Source organism: Antarctobacter sp., assembly GCF_965277915.1.
GTDB lineage: Bacteria > Pseudomonadota > Alphaproteobacteria > Rhodobacterales > Rhodobacteraceae > Antarctobacter.
This window is the reverse complement of the sequence record NZ_OZ255849.1, coordinates 3,902,649-3,920,447: the sequence shown is the minus strand read 5'-3', so window position 1 is coordinate 3,920,447 and position 17,799 is coordinate 3,902,649. Positions and strand designations below refer to the sequence as shown.

Genomic DNA, 17,799 nt, shown 5'->3' with positions numbered 1-17,799 from the left:
GCATTGCCTTGCGGACTCGAAATGAGAACAAAGGGGGAATATATTGCCCCGCATGTTCGCCGAGCTCTGCATCACCTCGAATTTCTCCTTTCTCACCGGGGCCTCGCACCCGGAGGAGTACATGGAGCGTGCGGCGCTTGCGGGCGTTTCCGCCATTGCCGTGGCGGATGTGAATTCGGTTGCGGGGATCGTGCGGGCGCATAGCGCGGGACGCGAGATCGCGCGGCAAGTGGCGGAACTGGAGCGGCTGGAGGCAGAGGGCGGGATGATCGGGCCGCCGGCGCCGCCCGGTCTGCCTGTGCCGCCGCGCGCGCCGGTGCGCAACGTGCCCCGGTTGATCCCGGCGGCGCGGCTGGTCTTTGCCGAAGGCGTGGAAATGGTGGCGCTGGCGGGGTCCCGCGCGGGCTGGGGGCTATTGTGCCGAATGTTGAGCGCCGGGCGGCTGCGGGCGGAGAAAGGCGCCTGTCACCTGCATCTGCCGGATCTGCCGGAGGTGTCCGACGGGTTGGAGTTCATCCTGTTTGCGCCGGATCGGGCGGATGTGGACTGGCGCCGCCATGTGGCGGCGCTGGTGCGGGGGCATGGCGCGCGGATGCACCTGGCGCTGGCGCCGCGCTACGATGGCGAGGATGCGCGGCGGTTCGACCGGCTGTCGGCGCTGGCAGAGGAGTTGGGGCTGCCCACCGTGGCGACGGCGGCCCCCGTCATGCACCACGGGCGACGGCGGCGCTTGGCCGACGTGCTGACGGCGATCCGCTGCGGGGTCCGCGTGGACCAGCTGGGCCGGGCCGCGCTGGCCAACGGCGAACAGCGGCTGCGCTCGGAAGACGAGATGCGCCGCCTGCTGGGCCGGCACGCGCAGGCGGTGGACCGCACCGCCGCGCTGGCCGCGCGCTGTACTTTCGACATCGCGTCCCTGCGCTACGAGTACCCCTCGGAGATCGCGCAGGGCGAGACCGCGCAGGCGAGGCTGTCGCGGCTGGCACATGAGGGGCTGGCCTGGCGCTATCCGCAGGGGGCGCCGAAGAAGGTGCAGAAGATGCTGGCGCATGAGCTGGACCTGATCTCGCGGCTGGGGTACGAGCCCTATTTCCTGACCGTCCGCGATATCGTGGCCTTTGCCCGGTCGCGCGGGATCCTCTGCCAGGGGCGCGGCTCGGCGGCCAATTCCATCACCTGCTATTGCCTGGGCGTGACCTCTGTCAGTCCCGAGGTCGGCACGATGGTCTTTGAGCGCTTCGTCAGCGAGGCGCGGGATGAACCACCGGATATCGATGTCGATTTCGAACACGAACGCCGCGAGGAGGTGATCCAGCACATCTACGAGACCTACGGACGCCACCGCGCGGGTCTTTGTGCGACGGTGATCCATTACCGGGGCAAGCGTGCGATCCGCGAGGTGGGCGCCGCGATGGGGCTGAGCCAGGACACCATCGGCGCGCTCAGCTCGCAGCTGTGGGGGTTCTTTTCCGCCAACGGGCTGGAGCGTCAACGCATGGCGGAGATCGGGCTGGACCCGGACGACCGCCGCCTGATGCTGACGATGGAGCTGATCCACGAGATCATCGGGTTTCCCCGCCACCTGAGCCAGCATGTCGGCGGGTTTGTCATCACCGAGGGGCGGTTGGACGAACTGGTGCCGGTGGAAAACGCCGCGATGGAGGGGCGGACGGTCATCTGCTGGGACAAGGATGACATCGATGCCCTGGGGATCCTCAAGGTCGATGTGCTCAGCCTCGGGATGCTGACCTGCATCCGCAAGGCCTTTGACCTGGTGGCGCGCCATCACGGGGCCCGTCACACGCTGGCCACCCTGCCGCCCGAGGATGGCGCGGTCTATGACATGCTGTGCAGGGCCGACAGCGTGGGTGTCTTCCAGGTGGAATCCCGGGCACAGATGAACTTTCTGCCGCGTATGAGGCCGCGTACCTTTTATGACCTGGTGATCGAGGTGGCGATCATCCGCCCCGGTCCGATCCAGGGGGACATGGTGCATCCCTACATCCGTCGCCGCAACGGCGAGGAAAAGGTGCAATTCCCCTCGGACGAACTGGGCGAGGTGCTGGGCAAGACCCTGGGTGTGCCGCTGTTCCAGGAACAGGCGATGCAGATCGCCATCACCGGGGCGGGGTTTACCCCCGAACAGGCAGACCGTCTGCGCCGTTCGTTGGCGACCTTCAAAAAGCACGGCAATGTCAGCGAATTTCGGAGCCTGTTCCTGCGCGGCATGGCGGCCAAGGGCTATGACCGCGAGTTTGCCGAACGCTGCTTTTCCCAGATCGAGGGGTTCGGCTCTTACGGGTTTCCCGAAAGCCACGCCGCCAGCTTTGCGCTGCTGGTCTATGCCTCGGCCTGGCTGAAATGCCATCACCCGGGGATCTTTGCCTGTGCGCTGCTGAACTCCCAGCCGATGGGGTTCTATGCCCCCGCCCAGATCGTGCGCGACGCGCGGGAACACGGGGTCGTCGTGCGGACGGTCTGCGTCAATGCCAGCTACTGGGACAACGTGATGGAGCCGGATGGCAAGGGCGGACTGGCGCTGCGGCTGGGCTTTCGCCAGATCAAGGGGTTGGCGGAGGAAGAGGCCACCTGGCTGACCCATGCGCGGGGCAACGGCTACATGCAGGTGGCGGATGTCTGGCGCCGGGCCGGGCTGGCGCCGGCGGTGCTGGAGCGGCTGGCCGAGGCGGATGCCTTTGCCGCGCTTGGCCTTTCCCGGCGCGAGGCGCTGTGGCAGGCCAAGGCGCTGAAGACGGGCGGGGAACTGCCGCTCTTCTCGCGGGATCTGGACGGCGAGGCCATCGCCGAGGCGGCGGCCAGCCTGCCGCAGATGACGGAGGGCGAGCAGGTGGTCGAGGATTACGTCGCCATGCGCCTGTCGTTGCGGGCGCATCCGGTGGGGCTGTTGCGGCATATCCTGACCCCCGGGGCGGGGCAGGGGGTGACGCCCGCGGCAGAGCGCGGACCGGCAGAGTTGCGGGCGGACCTGGCGCGCGCCGGGCCGCGCCACCCAAGGGACCTGCCCAGCCCGGTGAAGCGGGGATGAGGGCCCCCCAGGCTCAGCCGCCGACGCCCTGGATCACCAGGAACAGGCCCGCAGACAGCGCCGCGGCGGCGGGCACGGTGATGACCCAGGCCGCGACAATGGTCATGAAATGCGACCGGCGTACCAGCTTGCGGCGGCGACGTTCCTCTGGCGCGAGGGCCGGCAGGCCGGTGATCGCGCGCTTGGATTTCCGCATCCGCCGTTCGGTGTCCCATTCGCGGAAGAACCCGACGCCAAAGACCCCGCCCACGGCGATATGGGTCGAGCTGACCGGCAGGCCCAGCCAGCTGGCCACGATCACCGTGATCGCCGCCGACAGCGCCACGCAATAGGCCCGCATCGGGTTCAGCTTGGTGATCTGGTTGCCCACCATGCGGATCAGTTTCGGGCCGAACAGGAACAGGCCAAAGGAAATCCCCAGCGCGCCGATCACCATGACCCACAGCGGGATTTCCACCGCGTGGGTGTAATCCCCGGTCGATGAGGCCTGCACGATGGCCGCCAGCGGACCGACCGCGTTGGCCACGTCATTCGCCCCATGCGCAAAGCTGAGCAGCGCCGCCGACACGATCAGCGGAATGCCGAACAGCACCTTGAGCGACTTGTTCCGGTTTTCAAGGTTGGCCGATTGCCTGCGGATCACAGGGATCATGATCAACCAGACGATCACGGCCACCCCGACGCCGATCATCAGGGCGCTGCCCAGCTCGATCCTGACGATCTTCTTGAGTCCCTTCACCGCGAGGTAAGAGGCAAAGGCCCCGGCCATAATGCCGACGAGAACCGGCACCCATTTGCGGGCGGCGGCGATCTTGTCGTCGCGGTAGATGATGTTGGCCTTGATGAACCACAGGAACCCGGCGGCAATCAGCCCGCCCAGCAAGGGCGAAATCACCCAGCTTGCGGCAATGGCGCTCATCTGGCCCCAGCTGACGGCGGCAAAGCCCGCCGCAGCGATCCCGGCCCCCATGACGCCGCCCACCACCGAATGCGTGGTCGAGACCGGCGCACCGATCCATGTCGCAAGGTTCACCCAGAGCGCCGAGGCCAGCAGCGCCGCCATCATGGCCGAGATGAAGGCCCCGGAGGTGCCCAGGCTTTCCGGCGCGATGATGCCCTTGGCGATGGTCGACACCACGTCGCCCCCGGCCAGAAGGGCGCCGGCGCTTTCAAAGATCGCGGCGATCACGATGGCCGCGCCCATCGACATGGCATTGGCGCCCACGGCGGGGCCCATGTTGTTGGCCACGTCGTTGGCGCCAATGTTCAGGGCCATGTAGGCGCCAAAGGCGGCGGCCACGACGACGATGAACGTGTTGTTGGTCTGTCCGAAGACAAGCGCCGCAACCAGCCCGGCGAACACCACGAAGAGCAGCGCGATCCCGAAGCCCATCATCGGGCGGCTGACATAGGCGGTTGCCTGTTCCAGCGTCGAAAGCCGGCCCAGGTCGCGGTCAAGCGTCTCCAGATGGCTTGGATCCAGGTGTTCGTCGGACATGCATTCCCCCCGTTTGGCCGGGGGGCCTATGGCAAACAGTGCCCGAGGACAAGAACAACACGTTTACAGGGTCATTCGCGCCCGAATTCGAGGAGAATTTGCCGCAGTCCCGGCTCGTCGACCATCTCTGCGGCCTCGGCCGGCGTGACCCAGCGCCGTTCCCTTTCGTGAGCTTCCGGGAATCGGTCCTCAAGCGACCGGACCTCCACCGGAAAGACAAGCATCTCTACGGCGACCGGCAGGCCCGAATTCTTGATCTTGTCGTAGACATAAGTGCCGATCGGACGCTGTGCCGTCCGACCCGGGCGCACCCCGGCCTCTTCCCAGGCTTCCACGACAGCAGCCTCGCAGGCATTCTTGCCGCGCATCAGCCAGCCCTTGGGGATGACCCAGCGTCCGGTGCCGCGGCTGGTGATCAGAAGGACGTGTTTGCGGCCGTCCTCGACGCGATAGCAAAGGGCGGCGGTTTGCAACTGCCGGGGCCGTTGCAGCATGGGCCGCGCGAATTCCGCGCCCGTTTTCCTGATCAAGGAAAAGAGCTTCCCTATGATCCCGCCTCGAATGGTCGACCCTGGTGTCACCTGGTCTTGCCTCGTCCCGTTGACTTGTTGTGTGAAGATTGCGCACAATAGGCAACGGTTGGCCCTTGCGCAAATACTCCTGATGTTCGGGAACACTTCTGTATTCCCGGAGCAACAGACTATCTGGGGCCCCAGCGGGACAAGTCAAACCCCATTCGGAATTGGGAACCAGGGTTCAGATCGCGCGCGCCACGACCAGCCAGTTGGGCAGCTTCTTCGGATAGCCGCCGCTTTCCACCACCTCGAAGCCCGCCGCGCGCAGTTCGTCCTCGATCTGGCCGGGCCGCAGCGAATGCACGGGTCCGGGGGCCTTGCCCACCTTCTGGAGCGTCCAGATCAGGGGCCGGAACCAGGGTTTGCCGCCCAGGCAGGGCGTCTTGGAAATGAACAGCCCGCCCGCGGGCAACAGGCCGCGTACATGGGCCAGAACCGCCGCCCGATCCGCAACCAGGTGCAAAAGGTTGAAAGCAAGGACCGCGTCGAAATGGCGCCCGGCCCCGGCGCGTTCGGCAGGGGCGATGTCAAAGGTCACATTGGCCACCTGCGCGGCCTTTTCCTTCGCAATGCGCACCATCTCTCCGGACATGTCGGTGCCCAGGATCTCTCCCGCATTTCCGGCCAGCTTCAGCGCCGTCGTGCCGGTGCCACAGCCGATCTCCATGACCGTCATGTCGGGGCGCAACCAGTGTCGCACACGGTCCAGCGTGGCCTCGTAAGCCTCGGTGTTGCCAATGGGCTGCTTGGCGTATTTCTCTGCAATCCCGTCCCAGAATGCCACCGGTGTCATATCCGTTCTCCAATCTCCTGACCTTCGTCGGATATAGAAGGCGGCCCGGAGAAAAGGGATTGCCCAATGCGGCAAGGAAGCCATGCGCATTCGCATGGCTTCCCCGGTATCATTCCGCGGCGTCGCGCTTGGGCAGAACCCAGTCGGCGCGCGGGAAATGGCAGGTATAGCCGCCCGGGTAGCGCTGCAGGTAATCCTGGTGCTCGGGCTCCGCCTCCCAGAAATCGCCCACCGGTTCGACCTCGGTCACGACCTTGCCGGGCCAGAGGCCGCTGGCCTCGACATCGGCGATGGTGTCCAGCGCGCACTGCCGCTGATCCTCGTCGACATAGTAGATGGCCGAACGATAGCTCATGCCGATGTCGTTGCCCTGCCGGTTCAGCGTGGTCGGGTCGTGGATCTGGAAAAAGAACTCCAGCAGCTGACGATAAGAGATTTTCGCCGGGTCAAAGAGGATCTCGATCCCTTCGGCATGGGTGCCGTGGTTGCGGTAGGTGGCGTTGGGAACGTCACCGCCGGTATAGCCCACGCGGGTCCTCTCGACCCCGGGCAGCTTGCGGATCAGCTCTTCCATGCCCCAGAAGCAGCCTCCGGCCAGAACAGCACGGTCAGTCATTCGATCTCCTCCACCTGGTCGATGTAGTCAGCATACCCCTCGGCCGCCATGTCGTCACGGTGGATGAACCGCAGCGAGGCCGAGTTGATGCAATAGCGCAGGCCGCCCCGGTCCATCGGCCCGTCCGGAAAGACATGGCCAAGATGACTGTCCCCGTGGCGCGAGCGCACCTCGGTCCGGATCATGCCATGCGTCGTGTCGCGCAGCTCGACGATATTGTCCGGTTCGATGGGTTTGACAAAGCTCGGCCAGCCGCAGCCCGATTCGTATTTCGCCGCGCTGGCGAACAGCGGCTCGCCCGAAACCACGTCCACGTAGATGCCGGGCTCCTTCGTGTGCAAGTATTCGCCGGTCCCCGGACGCTCCGTCCCGCTCTCTTGGGTAACGTGGTACTGCTCGGGCGTCAGGCTGTGGATAACCTCCGGTCTTCGCTCATATTTTGCCAATTTGTCCTCCTTTCGGATCGCGCCATGTCCTGTCCCTGCATAACATGGGTGTCATCAGCGCAAATCAAAGCCCGCTGTCACGGACCTCACGTTGCCTTGCGCGCCTCTTGCGCGAACGGGGTGTGGCTGCCATGTAACGCCTGAGTGACAAGCTCTTTCTCCCAAGGAAGCGAGGTGTCGCTCCGGGCGCTGGGATGGCAGCTCAGCGCCCGTCCCCCTGTTCTTTGACCAGGCGCAGCACGGCCCAGCGGGCCGCGTCTTGCACAGCCGGGTCCGCATCCTCGCAAAGCGATTGCACAACTGGCAGCAGGGCGGGCTGGCCGGAGTTGCCAATGGCATAACAGACATTCCGCACCAGGCGGTCGCGCCCGATCCGCTTGATCGGTGAACCGGAGAACCGCGCCCGGAACGCCGCGTCGTCCAGCCCGGCCAGGTCCGACAGGGGCGGGGCCAGCAGGTCGTCGCGGGCGTGGTACTTCGCCTCTTCGGCACGACGGGCGAATTTGTTCCAGGGACAGACCGCCAGGCAATCGTCGCAGCCGTAGATCCGGTTTCCCAGCGCGGGCCGCAGCGCCGCGTCCACCGGTCCCCTGTGTTCGATCGTCAGGTAGGAAATGCAGCGCCGCGCGTCCAGCTGGTAAGGCGCGGGAAAGGCATCGGTCGGGCAGACGTCCAGGCAGGCCCGGCACGAGCCGCAATGGTCGCGCTCTGCCGCGTCCACCTCCAGTTCCAGCGTGGTAAAGACACAGCCCAGGAACAGCCAGGACCCCAGTTCACGGCTGACCAGGTTGGTGTGCTTGCCCTGCCAGCCCAGCCCCGCCGCCTGCGCCAGCGGCTTTTCCGGCACCGGCGCGGTATCGACAAAGACCTTCACCTCGCCGCCCGCCTCGGCGATCAGCCAGCGCGCCAGCCGTTTCAGCCGCTTCTTGACCACGTCGTGATAGTCGCGGTGCTGGGCATAGACGCTGATGGCGGCGCGCTCGCGCCGCTCCAGCACCTCCAGCGGGTCGTGATCGGGGCCATAATTCTCGGCCAGCATGATGACAGACCGCGCCTCGGGCCAAAGCACGTCCGGCGCCCCGCGCCAGTGCACCCGGTCGGCCAGCCACCCCATCTGCCCGTGATAGCCCCGGTCCAGAAAGGTGCGCAGGCGCTCCATCACCTCGGGCACGTCGCCGGGCCGACAAATGCGCGCGCGGGCAAAGCCGATTTCGCGCGCTTCGTCCTTGAGGCGTTTGGCCAGTCCCCTCACGACGCCCCCCGCTTCTTCTCTCTCGAAATACTCCGGGGGCGTCCCGCAGGGACGGGGGCAGCGCCCCCATCGATCTTTCGCAGAAAGATCACTTCCGGTTCAGAAATCCAGGTCAGCATAATGGGCCGGCGGCGGGAACCCCGGCACCTGGTCGGCCAGGATGGCGCGGAAGGCCGGGCGCGACTTGATCTTGGCATACCAGTCCTTGACCACGCTCGACCGGTTCCAGTCCACGTCCGAGATATAGTCCAGCGCCGACAGATGCGCGGCGGCGGCGAAATCGGCCAGGGTCATGTTGTCCCCGGCCAGCCAGCGGCGATGGTCCAGCAGCCAGGCCATGTAATCGAGGTGATACTTGATCGCCTTGGCGCCGGCCTTGACGTTGCCGCTGTCGGGGAAACCGGCCTTCATCACCTTCTTGTTCACCCGCTCGTACAGCAGTTTCGAGGTGACCTCGTTGTGGAACTTGTCGTCGAACCAGCCGACCAGCCGGCGCACCTCATAGCGGGCGTCCGAGGATCGCGGCATCAGCGCCGGCTCGGGGTATTTCTCCTCGATCCATTCGCAAATCGCCGTCGACTCGGCCATGATCTTGCCGTCGATGCGCAGCACCGGCACCTTGGCCGCCGGGTTGCGACGCATGAAATCCGGGTCTTTCTCCCAGTATCGCTCCTCGATCAGCTCGCATTCGATCTTCTTCTCGGCGAGGCTGAGACGGACCTTGCGGCAAAAGGGCGAGAGGGGGACGTGGTAGAGCTTGGCCATGACCTTCCGATGCCTGAGGGGAACCCCCTCTACTTGCCGTGAAAGCGGGCCGGGTTCAACGGGGTTGATCCCGACCGGGGCGGATGCACTCGGGAATCCGCCCATTCATGGCGCCGGACCCTTGTCCCGGCCGTTGCGGGGCGGCCTAATTGGCGGCGGAGCGGCGGATACGGTACCGGGTTTCGGGCGCGAAATCGCCTTCGATCACCGTTTCTCCGCCATCGGCCCAGCGGACCGCGATGCGCGTGGCCTTGTCCGCGTCGCCCAGGCCGAAATGTGCCACCGGCGCATCGAAGGACATGAAGCCGCCGCCCAGCTGGATCTCCTGCATCCGGGTCACGCCGAGCGAATCCGTCACCGTGACCTCTGCGCCGATGCCATCGCGGTTGCCCTGCAGGTCGTCGAAGCTGACCGTCAGTGCCTTGTTGTCCTGCGCGTTGTTGCGGAAGACCGCCAGCGGGCCGTTCACCGTGTAGGTCACGATGTCCAGGTCGCCGTCGCCATCGATGTCGAACCGTGTCGCGGCGGCGGTCATCAGGTAATCCTCCAGTCCGAAGGGGCCGGAGGCCTCGACGAACCCCCTGCCGGTATTGCGGAAGAACAGGTTCGAGGGGCTGACCTCGTTCGGGACCCAGGTGCCGTTGACGATGTAGACGTCCTTCCAGCCGTCCTCGTCGAAATCGGCGATCTTGGTGTCCCAGCTCCAGCCGCCGATGTGCAGGCCCCAATCCTTTGCCACATCCGTGTAGCCACCCGAACCATCGGGCGTCAGCAGCACGTTGTAGTTCTTGATCTGCGGCAGGGCGGCGTCGGCCTCCTGCGGCTCGATCGGGCGGGGTGGCTTGAAATGCACCACGCAGTAGGAATGCGCCTTGACCTGGTCCTTGGGGATCATGTCGCAGATCGCCGCGTCCTTGCGCTGGATCGCCAGGTCCTTGATCAGCATGGCCTTGCATTCCACCTGGTCGCGACCGGTCAGGTCCTGACACCGGCTGGCGTAGGTCGGGTCGAAACTGTTGCCCGACTTGTACCAGGTCTTGATCGCCATGTTCTTTTCACAGGTCGCCCGCAGGTCGTTTCGCTTTATGGTCTCGCAGTAGTGTTCCAGCGGCTGCATCTTGAGGATGTTGGACACGCCCGAGGACCGCCCGGCGATCTGCGCCAGGTAAAGTTCCGGCGCGCCGTCGTTCATCAGGTCCGCCGTCTTGATCGCCATGGTCGTGGTGGTCGTGTGCGGCATCGTCCCGTCCTGGTAGGTGATGGCGCGGAACCCGCCCTTGCCGTCACCCATGTAGAAATAGTCCGGAATTTCGAAGTCATTGCCCAACAGCAGGTCGGCGTTGCCGTCGCGGTCGAGGTCGGTGAACAGCATCGACAGCGTCTCTCCCGGGATGCCGGGCAAGACGGTGTAGGAGTCCCCCGTCAGGGAGCCGTCCTCGTTCCAGACCACGCGGTTGCGCGATTCTTCGCCCGGGATCCGACGATACCAGCCCGCCGACCAGTTCCCCAGGCCCAGGTCCAGGTCGCCATCGCGGTCGGGGTCGCCGAAACTCAGCGCCATCGAGAGGAAAGTGCCTTCGGTGTTTTTCACCTTCTGCGGCGCGCCGAACCCGTCGGGACCGTTCATGATGACGAAGTTGCCGCCCCGATAGGTGGCCAGGAACAGGTCACGGAACCCGTCGTTGTCGATGTCGACAATGGCCGCGTTAAACACCGGCGCATTGGCCAGTTCGCCAAGGTCGATCTCCATCGGGGTGAATTGCCCGCTGCCGTCATTGGCGAACAGCCGCAGGCCGACCTCGGTCGAGGCCACCGCCAGATCGATGTCACCGTCGTTGTCGATGTCGCCCGAGGCGAGGCTGCGGCCCTCCCAGAAGGGCGGCCACATGTCTGCCATCGTGAACTCGATCGGCTGGTCCAGCCCGATTTCCCAGCCTTCCAGCCGGGTAAAGCCCCGGTCAGCGGCGGGCGAGGGATCCGCAAAGGGGCGCGGTTCGACGATGATGCGGGGCGCGTCCTCGGTGGTCACGACCCATGGGTCGCCCTCTGCGGCCTCGGCGGCCCAAAGCAGACGTGGCGGTTCCTGCACCTCGCTTGTCAGCAGGCGCAACGCGCGTTCGGTCTGCCAGTCGTGGTAGTAATGCGCCCCGGCGCCCGCGAGAATCCCCAGCACGGCAACGCTGGCCCCCAGCAGCACGGCGGCGCGCATACCCACGGATTGCGCGACTATGAAGAAGGAATAGATGCTGAAACTGCCCAGCGTGAACAACAATGCCATGACATAGCCGTGGCTGAGCCCGACCCCCAGCAGCGCCCCCGTCACCACCACGTCAAAGGCGATGGGCACCGGCAGGAAAACCCCGACAAGGCCGATCAGCACCAGGGCAACAAGGCTGAACGCCAGTCCGGTGATCAGGTCCTGTGGCAGAAGCGTGGCGACCACAGCGCCCATCATCCCCGCCAGCAGCATCAGCGGCACGGTCATCTTGACGATGTACCAGAGGTTCTTCATGTAGCTGATCACCACGTCCTTGAGCGCGTGATGCACGCCCGGCAGCGGCGCCGGCGGGACGGTGGCGATTCGTTGTGCCGGGGGAAGCTCGGTCTGTGGCAGGTTCCGGCAGATCAGCGGCACGACCACAAGGATGACCAGCAGGCTGAGCGCGATCTTGGTCACCGCCATGTAGACCGGCAACAGGCTGAACAGCATTGTCAGCACGACCACGTTCAGCGTTGGCGAGGCGATCATGGCCGAAAGGGTCGTTTCCGCCCGCAGGCCGCCGGAATACATGCCGCGCGCGATCGGCGCGGCACAGTTCACGCAAACCCCCAGCGGTGTGCCGATGGCCAGGCCCAGGGCGCTGTTGGCAAAACCGCCCCTGAAACTCTTGCGTCGCACATAGGGGGCGGCGGTCAGGAAGGCGGCGGCGAAGAGCACGCCGAAGGTCATGCCCTTCTTGTTGGTATTGATCCAGTTCAGGGTCGACCAGAACATCCGCTCCAGCACGGTCATGTCCTCGGTCAGGGCGAATTTCGCCTCGAAGCCAAGCGGGTCCTCCAACTGGATGGCGCCCGACATGATGGCCTTTTCCCCAAGTGCAGGATAGCGAGATCCGGTCCAGAAGAGATAGGCAAGCACGACGACGATGGCCAAGGAAAACCCCAGGCGCAGCCAGTCGGTGCGGGGAGGGCGGGAGTCAGAGATCATGTGTCCCTCTCGAGTCCTGCCGGCCGTCTGGCCGGTCTTTCACCTGTTGGTGCCATGCCCCGGCCAAGGGGCGGCGGGGCAGGCGGCGTGAAAACGCCCCGCCTGCGGGCGCAGACGGGGCGCATGTCACACCCGTATCATGGCGGAGGCACGGCCCCCGGTTCAATCGGCCTGGGTGGCCAGCGCCTCTTCCAGCACTTCGATCCGCTGGTTCAGCTGAGAAATGTAGATATGCGCATGCTCCAGCTCGTTCAGCATGCCCAGGACCTTCTTGGTCAGGTCGTACTGGCCGGCCTCGGCGGTGGGGCCGACATTGGGCAGGTAGCCCAGATCGTACATCATCGCGGCCCGGTCCGAGATCGGAAGGATGTCGTAATCGGGGCCAAAGACCGCGTCACAGCCGACCGAGCAGCTGCCCGATGTGATCAGCGTGCCGGCGATCGTCAGGTCCCCATTTGCAGCCAGCGTGAACTCGGATGGCCCGCCGTTGCCATTGACGATAAAGTTGCCACCCGCGGTGGCCAATGCCCACTTGTCCGAGGTCGCGGTGTTCTGCATCCGCAGGCCGACCTCGCCGTTGTTGTCCAGTTTGATCAGGTTGCGCAGCGCCGCCGTCGCATTGACCTCCTGGACATAAAGCGTTGCGGTGCCGTCCGTCCGACGGACGTGCAGCGACTCAGTCGGTGCATCGGTGCCGATCCCGATCTCGCCGGTGGAATCGATGTAGAGGCTGTCCTCGGGCGCGCCCGGTTTGGCCCGGAAGAAAAGGCGTGAGCCGTTGGTGACGTCCCGGATGAAGAAGTTGGCCTCGTTGGCGGCGATATCATAGACCTGCGGGGCAAAGCCGTCCGACCCGTCCTGTTCCAGGCGCAGGGTGGGGGTGTTGCCCTCGACCACATGGATGTCGACCGCCGGCTGAGAGGTCTTGATCCCAAGGTCGCCGTCGCTCTCGACATAGAGCGAATTGGCCGGGGCGCTGGCCTCTACCCGGAAGGGAATGCGGCCGGTGCTGTCGTCCTGGAACGCCAGATAGTTGAGACCGCCGTTGGAACTGTCGTTGGCGACGATCTGCCAATCGACGGTCGGAAAGCTGGCAGAGGACGACGTGTCCAGGAACTTGATCCGCAGGTTGTTTTCCTTCAGGCGAATGGTGTCGAAGCCGAAGCTTTCGCCGTTCACGCAGTCGACACCAACGCAGAGGCTGCCCTGGATGATAACGTCATCGACAAAGACCTGGTCCGCCGCAGCCTCCTGGCCGATCATCATGCAGGCGCCGAGGCCCGCGGCTGCAAGACCGCGGATCGGGTAGCTGGCTTTACTCATGTTCTTGATTCCTCGTACGCCTTTGATGTCTTTGAATTCAGTTGCCGTCTTCGGTCATTTCTTCCGGGGTCGTGATGACGCCCCGCGAGACGACGAATTGGCCTGTCAGGTAGAAGGATTCCGCCGCCGTGTCGGACGCCAGATCACCGCGGCCGTTGTTCATCGGGTTCACGACCTTCACCTGCTTGTCTGTCGCCGCCGTCAATTCGTAGCGATAGACCCCGTCCATCGCCTTTGCCCGGTCCAGCTCGAAGACGGGCGTGCCGGAGGCGGCAAAGACCGTTGTCATCTCACCCTGCGGCGAAACCACGTCCAGCGTGGCGTTGGTCAGCCCCAACCAGTTGACGAACCAGAAAGCCGTGGAGTTGTGCTGGGCCACTGGGTCGGCGGCCTGTGCCATGCCGGCCAGGCTGGTTGTCAGCGCGGTCGCGATGATGGGTATGTATCGGAAAATCCGCATATCTATCCGTCTGCAAAGGTCACAAGGCTACGGCAAAGCCGCGTCCCGAATTCGGGCAAACTATGCATTGCCATGTTACGCCCGGTCAAGAAGATCACGCGCATGGCGTGTATTTCTAATTTCCCGCATCGCGCCATTCAGACCATTTGGCCTCGGCCCTTTTTTGTGCCTCGTTGACCTGGTCGGCGGTCATGCGGGCGCTCCATTGCGCACTCAGCCCCGTGGCCCCGTCAAAGCCGCTGGACCCCGCCAGGACAAGCCACATCTGACCCATCACATAGTCCTGCGGCACGCCGGAGCCCCGGAAATACAGCATGGCAAGGTTGGCCATCGAGGGCGCGTGCCCGGCTTCTGCGGCCCGGCGCAGCAGCCCGGCGGCCCGGACCGCGCCGCGCGGAGAGGTGGTGCCTTGTTGCAACATCAAGAAAGCCAACTGGAATTCCGCCACCGGATCGCCGCTGCGTGCGGCCCGTTCCAGCGCCTTCAGCCCTGCCTCGTCCGTGGGCGGCGGGGCAAGCCGGGGGTCGTAGATCACCCGGGGCGATTGCGCCCCCTTGGTGCCGCCGCCCTCGCCGCCGCGCCGATAGTACTGCATGGCCAACGCGTCGCTCTGCGGCACGCCAAAGCCGTTCTCGTAGAGAACGCCGAGATTGGTCAGCGCCTGCGGCAGCCCCTGGTCCGCCGCAGCCCGGAACAACGCGGCGGCCCGTTCATAGTCCTGCGCGACACCATTGCCGCGAACGTAAAGCAGCCCAAGGTTGTTGAGCGCGCGCAGGTGTCCCTGGTCCGCGGCCTGTCGATAGAGTCGCGCGGCCTTTTCGAAATCCTGCGGGACACCGCTGCCGTTCTGCAGCATCACCGCCAGGCTGACCGCGGCCTCGACGTGGCCCGTCTCGGCGGCCCGGCGGTACAGGTCGGCAGCACGCGCCAGGCTGGCGTCATCGGTCTGCGTGGCCTCAAGGACCAGGCCCAAGTCATGCAGGTGCTCGGCCGCGCCGCCCTTGGCCGCGCGTTCCAGCAATTCGATGGCCCTGGGGATGTCGCGCGGCACGCCAAGGCCTGCGTGGTGCAGGCGGCCCAGCCGATTGGCGGCCTGCAGGTTGCCCGCCTCGGCCGCCTGACCGTACCAACGGGCGGCGCGGGCAAAGTTCTGCACCACGCCGTCGCCACTCTCGAACCGCTCGGCCAGCGCCAGCTGTGCGGCCATGTCGCCGGCCTCTGCCGCCGCTCGCATCGCGGCCAGCGGATCAGTCTGCGCCTGCGCCGAAAGCGTGGTCAGCGCCAGCGCGATCGCCAGGACGGAAGCAGCGGCGCGCACGCTCAGTTCCCCCCGAGCACCGGTCCGCGCTCGGCGTCTGCCTCGAACCAGGCGCGGGCGGCGGCCTGGGCCTGGGCCAGCTGTTCGGGCGTCATCAGGTTGCCCAGGATCTCGCGCTGCTCGGGCGCCTCCGAATGGCCGAAGGTGGCGGCGATGTTGTACCACTTGTGCGCCTCGACATAGTCCGGCGTGCCGCCGTGATCGCCACGCGCCAGCAGGCCTGCCAGCGCGAACTGCGCCGGTCCGTTGCCCATGTCGGCGGCCGCTGTCAGCAGCGAAACGGCCTCGTCCCGGCGCGTCTCGTCCGCGGTCAGCAGGTGGCGTGCCAATGCGGATTGCGCACCGGGGTCTCCCGCCTCGGCCCGGGTTTCCAGCCAGGTCAGCGCATCGTCGTTCCCGGCCGTCAGCGCGGCCAGCACCCAGGGCACGGCGCGCTGTGGCGCGACGCGCCCGTCCAGCTGTCCGGCAGCGGCCATCCGTCCCAGCTCGACCCGCGCCAGCCCATCGTCATCGGTGTCCAGCGCGCGGGTGTACAGTGCCAGTGCCTTGTCCAGATCCGCTGTCACTCCCGTGCCGGTCTCGTACATGCGGGCCAGGGCCACCATGGCCCGGCCCAGCCCGTGTTCCGCGGCCATTCCATACCAGCGGGCCGCCTGTGCCAGGTCCTGCGGCAGGGTCTGCCCGGAGGCAAAGGCGTAGCCCAGGTTGGTCATCGCGCCCGCATCCCCGGCCTGCGCCGCCATGTGCAACCAGCGCAGAGCCTCTTGCGGGTCGGCGGCGACGCCGTCGCCCGTCAGGTAGCGCGTGCCCAGCATCCGCTGGGCCAGCACTTGCCCCGACTCGGCGGCGCGGCGGTACCAGTCCAGCGCCTCGGCCCGGTTGGTCACGGCCGTGTCGGGCGTATCCAGCAGCGAGGCCAGCTGGATCTGCGCATCGGCGATCCCCTGTCCGGCAGCGGCGCGCAGCCAGCGCATCCCCTCGTCGGCATCGCCGTCGGCGCTGTTGAGATGGATCGCGGCCAGGGCAAACTGTGCCTGGGCATGGCGTTGCTCGGCGGCGGCCAGCAGCCAGTTGTATGTCGCATCCGTGTCGCGTTCGACCCCGTCGCCGTTCTGGTACAGCAGGGCCAGCAGGTATTGCGCGGAGGCGTCGCCACGCGTCGCGGCCCGGGTCAGCAGCTCTGCCGCACGTTTCGCGTCCCGCTCTGGCCCGCCGGGGACGTTGCTGAGGTACAGCCGCGCCAACAGGGTCGCCGCCTCGGCGTGGTTCTGGTCCACCGCCCGTTCCAGCCACAGCGCTGCGTTCTTCGGATCGCGCGGGCCGCCTCGCCCCTCGATCAGGATGCGGCCATAGCGATACTGCGCCAGTGCGGTGCCGGTCTCTTCGGCCAGCACCTTCAGCCCCTGTCGCACGGTCACGAAATCGCCCGCGTTCCAGGCCTGTTCGATCCTGGCCATCTCGGGCAGGTCCTGCGCTTCGGCGGGCAGATCTGCGACATCCTGCGCTGCCAGCGGCAGCGGCGACAGCGTCAGCGCACAGGCCAGGGCGGCAGAGAGGAAGGGGCGGCAAGCGGTGGTCATGGCGGCTCCGTTTCACGGGCAGGTCGTGGCGCCCGACCCTAACGATCCTGACGCGATGTGCGAGGGGTTTATGCGTCTACAGGATGGTTTCGCGCAACAGCCACAGCACCGCGGCCGAGGCGCACAGCGCCGTGCCGAAGGGCAAAGGCAGGTCGCCTTTCGGCGCGCGGTGCCGCAGCAGGGCCGCCGCCAGTGCCATCAGTGCCGCCACCAGAACCAGCAGGGGCAGTTGGGCGGGACCGGTCAGGGCACCAAGGCCCGCCATCAGCTTGACGTCACCAAGGCCCAGCCCCTCGCGCCCGCGCAGGGTGGCATAGGCGATGCGCAGCAGCATGAAGCTGCCGGCCCCGATCAACCCGCCCGCCAGCGCCCAGACGAACAGCCCTTTCGCCAGCGCCACGCCAAGGCAAAGCGCGGCCAGCACGGCGGTCAGGGCGTCGGGCAGGCGGAAGCTGCGCAGATCGCTGACTGCCAGCGACAGCAACAGCCACAGCAGGAGGGCCGAGCACCAGACCTCCCAGAGCGTTCCGCCGCGCACCAGGGCCAACCCGGCCAGCCCCAGCGCCGCCAGTTCCATCAGCCAGAGCCACCCCGGCACCGGCGCGCCGCAATGACGACAGCGCCCGAGCAGCAGGGGATAGGACAGAAGCGGCACAAGATCTCGCAGGCCCAGCCGCGTCTTGCAGGCGCGGCAGCGCGACGGCGCCGTGACCACGTCTTCGTTGCGCGGCAGGCGATCCGCCAGAACCGCCGCAAAGGATCCGGCAGCGGGGGCGATCAGCAACAGAAAAAGGATCGAAAGGACGTCCATTCCGGCCCTCCCCGCCGTGTATCCCGCCTGCGTGGCGGCGATTGTCTGCCCCGGGGTTCTTGGCTAGGATCGCCGCAAAACGTCAAGAGGCGCTTCGGGCGCAGGGGA

Annotated in this window: 14 protein-coding genes; 1 reads left to right on the top strand and 13 read right to left on the bottom strand. The window is 66.3% G+C overall.

What is annotated here, in order from left to right; translation table 11 throughout:
* Positions 1-52 precede the first annotated feature (52 nt).
* Positions 53-3,046 (top strand): error-prone DNA polymerase, encoded by a 2,994-nt coding sequence (locus ACQY5B_RS20080; RefSeq protein ID WP_420327770.1) that lies wholly within the window; start codon positions 53-55, stop codon positions 3,044-3,046.
* Positions 3,047-3,059: 13 nt separating this feature from the next.
* Here the strand turns inward: ACQY5B_RS20080 and ACQY5B_RS20075 are convergent, their stop codons facing one another.
* The 13 genes from ACQY5B_RS20075 to ACQY5B_RS20015 form a co-directional block, all read right to left on the bottom strand.
* Entirely contained in the window at positions 3,060-4,544 is a 1,485-nt protein-coding gene (locus ACQY5B_RS20075) for an inorganic phosphate transporter (protein WP_420327771.1), read from the bottom strand.
* 71 nt (positions 4,545-4,615) lie between these two features.
* Positions 4,616-5,038, bottom strand: a complete 423-nt coding sequence (locus ACQY5B_RS20070; protein ID WP_420327772.1) for an NUDIX hydrolase — start codon at positions 5,036-5,038, stop codon at positions 4,616-4,618.
* A 262-nt stretch (positions 5,039-5,300) separates the two neighbouring features.
* Complete coding sequence (locus ACQY5B_RS20065) at positions 5,301-5,912, bottom strand: class I SAM-dependent methyltransferase (protein ID WP_305969340.1); 612 nt, start codon at positions 5,910-5,912, stop codon at positions 5,301-5,303.
* A gap of 109 nt (positions 5,913-6,021) precedes the next feature.
* Positions 6,022-6,528 (bottom strand): peptide-methionine (S)-S-oxide reductase MsrA, encoded by a 507-nt coding sequence (gene msrA / locus ACQY5B_RS20060; protein ID WP_420327773.1) that lies wholly within the window; start codon positions 6,526-6,528, stop codon positions 6,022-6,024.
* Positions 6,525-6,974 (bottom strand): peptide-methionine (R)-S-oxide reductase MsrB, encoded by a 450-nt coding sequence (gene msrB, locus ACQY5B_RS20055; RefSeq protein ID WP_305969342.1) that lies wholly within the window; start codon positions 6,972-6,974, stop codon positions 6,525-6,527. Before msrB ends, msrA begins: the two co-directional genes overlap by 4 nt.
* Positions 6,975-7,176: 202 nt before the next feature.
* Positions 7,177-8,226: a tRNA epoxyqueuosine(34) reductase QueG gene (gene queG / locus ACQY5B_RS20050; protein ID WP_420327774.1), complete on the bottom strand. Its 1,050-nt coding sequence runs from the start codon at positions 8,224-8,226 to the stop codon at positions 7,177-7,179.
* Between the two features lie 99 nt (positions 8,227-8,325).
* Positions 8,326-8,991 carry an FtsZ-binding protein FzlA gene (fzlA, locus tag ACQY5B_RS20045; RefSeq protein WP_305969344.1) on the bottom strand — a complete coding sequence of 222 codons (666 nt, stop codon included), beginning with the start codon at positions 8,989-8,991 and terminating at the stop codon, positions 8,326-8,328.
* A 145-nt stretch (positions 8,992-9,136) separates the two neighbouring features.
* Positions 9,137-12,199 carry an FG-GAP-like repeat-containing protein gene (locus ACQY5B_RS20040; protein ID WP_420327775.1) on the bottom strand — a complete coding sequence of 1,021 codons (3,063 nt, stop codon included), beginning with the start codon at positions 12,197-12,199 and terminating at the stop codon, positions 9,137-9,139.
* A gap of 162 nt (positions 12,200-12,361) precedes the next feature.
* Complete coding sequence (locus ACQY5B_RS20035) at positions 12,362-13,522, bottom strand: hypothetical protein (RefSeq protein ID WP_420327776.1); 1,161 nt, start codon at positions 13,520-13,522, stop codon at positions 12,362-12,364.
* 37 nt (positions 13,523-13,559) lie between these two features.
* Positions 13,560-13,982, bottom strand: a complete 423-nt coding sequence (locus ACQY5B_RS20030; protein WP_420327777.1) for a hypothetical protein — start codon at positions 13,980-13,982, stop codon at positions 13,560-13,562.
* Between the two features lie 115 nt (positions 13,983-14,097).
* Positions 14,098-15,300 (bottom strand): tetratricopeptide repeat protein, encoded by a 1,203-nt coding sequence (locus ACQY5B_RS20025; RefSeq protein ID WP_420327778.1) that lies wholly within the window; start codon positions 15,298-15,300, stop codon positions 14,098-14,100.
* Between the two features lie 2 nt (positions 15,301-15,302).
* Positions 15,303-16,880, bottom strand: coding sequence for an SEL1-like repeat protein (locus tag ACQY5B_RS20020; protein WP_420327779.1), 1,578 nt, complete (start codon positions 16,878-16,880; stop codon positions 15,303-15,305).
* 76 nt (positions 16,881-16,956) lie between these two features.
* The gene (locus ACQY5B_RS20015) at positions 16,957-17,691 is read right to left on the bottom strand and encodes a prepilin peptidase (RefSeq protein ID WP_420327780.1); all 735 of its coding nucleotides are present in this window, start codon (positions 17,689-17,691) and stop codon (positions 16,957-16,959) included.
* Positions 17,692-17,799 lie beyond the last annotated feature (108 nt).